At 75.4% G+C, this 2,384-nt stretch carries 3 protein-coding genes and 1 pseudogene; 3 read left to right on the forward strand and 1 reads right to left on the reverse strand.

The annotated features are described in order from the left end of the window. Together HGA02_RS16575 and HGA02_RS21155 are read left to right on the forward strand one after the other, a co-directional pair. Positions 1-333 (forward strand): annotated as a pseudogene (locus HGA02_RS16575) (hypothetical protein); the annotation flags it as partial. A 40-nt stretch (positions 334-373) separates the two neighbouring features. Further along, a complete protein-coding gene (locus HGA02_RS21155) occupies positions 374-1,057 on the forward strand; it encodes an HAD family hydrolase (protein ID WP_210728708.1) in 684 nt (227 codons plus the stop codon). 69 nt (positions 1,058-1,126) lie between these two features. Here HGA02_RS21155 and HGA02_RS16585 read toward each other — a convergent pair whose 3' ends face one another. Next, on the reverse strand, positions 1,127-1,513 hold the full coding sequence (locus HGA02_RS16585) for an META domain-containing protein (RefSeq protein WP_168680229.1): 387 nt from the start codon (positions 1,511-1,513) through the stop codon (positions 1,127-1,129). 76 nt (positions 1,514-1,589) lie between these two features. On the opposite strand from HGA02_RS16585, the gene HGA02_RS16590 reads away from it, so the two are divergent. Next, a partial coding sequence (locus HGA02_RS16590; protein WP_343035550.1) for an SLC13 family permease occupies positions 1,590-2,384 on the forward strand: 795 nt, incomplete at its 3' end.

A 2,384-nucleotide genomic window follows, 5' to 3' on the forward strand; every position in this document is an offset into this window, starting at 1 on the left:
ATCCTGCCCGTCGGGCTCGCTCCCGGCTTCGCCGTGGCCGTCGCCGCCGCCGCCGTGCTCGGGTTCGTCTCGATCTGGTGGGTCGCGGCGGCGAACACGCTCGTCCAGCTCGTGTCCACGCCGCACCTGCGTGGTCGCGTCATGGGGGTGTGGACCGCGGCGCTCCCCGGCAGCGCCCTGGTCACCGCCCTCGCGCTCGGGGCCGTGACCGACACGTGGGGCGTCCGGTGGGCCTACGTGGCGCTCGCGGCGTCGTTCCTCGCCGCTGCGGCGACGGGTGCCCGCGCGCTCGTCGCCCACGACCGGACGACCGCCGACGCCGATCCGTCCTGACGGGCGAGGGCCGGGGCCTTCGGCGGTAGGGTCGCGCACCGTGACGACGCTCGGCTTCCGCGGGGTCCTGCTCGACTGGCGCGGCACGCTCGTCGTCGCCCCCACGTACGCCTGGCTGGTCGCGACCGCGCTCGAGCAGCTCGGGCGGTCGCACGACGACGACGCCGTCGAGCAGGTCCTCGCCCGCCTGCGCGCGACCGACCGCACGCGCGTCGAGTCGTCGACGATCGACACCGACGCGGCCGAGCACCGCGCGGCGTACGCGCACTGGTTCCGCACCGCCGGGATCGACGACGAGCTCGCCGCGGCGCTGTACGCGGTCGAGTCGGACGTGTCGCTCAACCCGTTCGCGCACGACGTCGAGCCGCTGCTCGTCGCACTGTCCGACGCCGGGGTGCGGATCGGTGTCGTGAGCGACATCCACGTCGACCTGCGACCGGTGTTCGCCGCGCACCCGCTGCCCGACGGACGGACGTGGGCCGACCTCGTCGACGTCTGGGCGCTGTCCTTCGAGCTCGGCGTGGCGAAGCCCGACCCCGCGATCTTCCGCGCCGCGCTCGACGGCCTCGGCCTGCCGGCTGCCGACGTGCTCATGGTCGGGGACCGCGGAGCCTGGGACGGGGCGGCCGCCGAGATCGGCATCACCACGCTCGTGCTGCCGCCCCTCGCCCGGCCGGAGGATGCGCGCCTGCACCGCGTCCTCGCGCTCGCGCTGGACGACTGAGGTCGCGCCCATCGCGGCGTCGCCGCAGGGCCGCGCACGGCGTGCGACCGGTGGGTCAGGCGCCGATGGTCACGACGGTTCGGTGCGGTCGAGGGTGCCGAGCTGGACGGCGTCCTTGTCGACGAGGACGAGCTGCCCGCCCTCGAGCCGGCCGGCCACGGCGAGGGACAGCCACGGGTCGACCGCGGGGCAGGACATGCGGGTCGTCGACCACGCGGAGAACGCGACGCCCTCGGTGCTGCGGGTCCACTCGCCGACCATCCGGTTGCAGCCGTCGGAGCCGGTGGCGGACCCGTCCTCGGCGAGGTCCAGGTAGGCCTCACCCACGACGGTCGACGCGCCCCACGACCCCGCGACGTCCTCGTCGCTCGACGCCGGTTCGGCGGACCCCGTCGCGCACGCCCCGAGCAGGGCCAGACCGGCCAGGACCCCGAGGGCGACGCGCAGCGGGCGCATGACGCGATGCTAGCGCCGGGTTCGCCCTAGTCTGAGGAACGCCCTGTGGTGCGGAGCCGGACCGTCAGGAGGCGGCGTGTCGGACGCGGCGATGAGCCTGCTCGTGCTCGTCGGCGTCGTCGGCCTGTTCGTGTGGAACCGGCTGTCGGTGGGGGCCGTCGCGATCCTCGCGGCGCTCGCGCTCTGGGCGACCGGGCTGGTCGACGCGACCGCGGCCGTGTCGGGCTTCGGCGACCCGGTCGTCGTCTTCATCGCGACGCTGTTCGTGCTGAGCGAGGGGCTCGAGTCGTCGGGCGTGACCGCGTGGGCGGGGCAGCTGCTGGTCAACCGCGCGGGGACGCGGCGCGGTCCGCTGCTCGTCGCGGTCATGCTGCTGTCGGCGCTCATGGCCGCGTTCGTCACGCCGAACGGTGCGGCGGCGGCGCTGCTCCCCGTGGTGGTGCTGGCCGCACGACGGTCGCGGCAGGCGCCGGCGCAGATGCTCATGCCGCTCGCGTTCGCCGCGAGCGCGGGCGCGCTGCTCGTGCTGTCGGGCAGCACGGTCAACGTGATCGTGTCCGACGCGCTGGCCGACGTCACCGGCGAGCGGTTCGGGTTCTTCGAGTTCGCGCTGGTCGGAGCGCCGCTGGTCGCCGTCACGATCGCGGTGGCCGTCGCGCTCGGGCCGCGGCTGCTCCCCGACCGGCAGCCCGACGTCGTGCCCGCGGACTTCTCCGACCACCTCGGCACGCTCGTCGAGCACTACCGGCTGGAGCGGGGCTTCTTCCGCGCGCGCGTCCGGGCGTCGTCGGACCTGGTGGGGGCCGCGCTCACGGACGTCGCCGCGCCCGACGACGTCGTGGTGCTCGGCGTGCAGCACGCCGACGGGCGG

Origin of the sequence: Cellulomonas septica (assembly GCF_012396155.1) — a bacterium.
Classification (GTDB): domain Bacteria; phylum Actinomycetota; class Actinomycetes; order Actinomycetales; family Cellulomonadaceae; genus Cellulomonas; species Cellulomonas septica.

What these genes read in the sequence shown, in the direction of transcription:
- HGA02_RS16585 (WP_168680229.1), bottom strand. Translation starts at nt 1,513, where the DNA reads ATGCGCCCGCTGCGCGTCGCCCTCGGGGTCCTGGCCGGTCTGGCCCTG.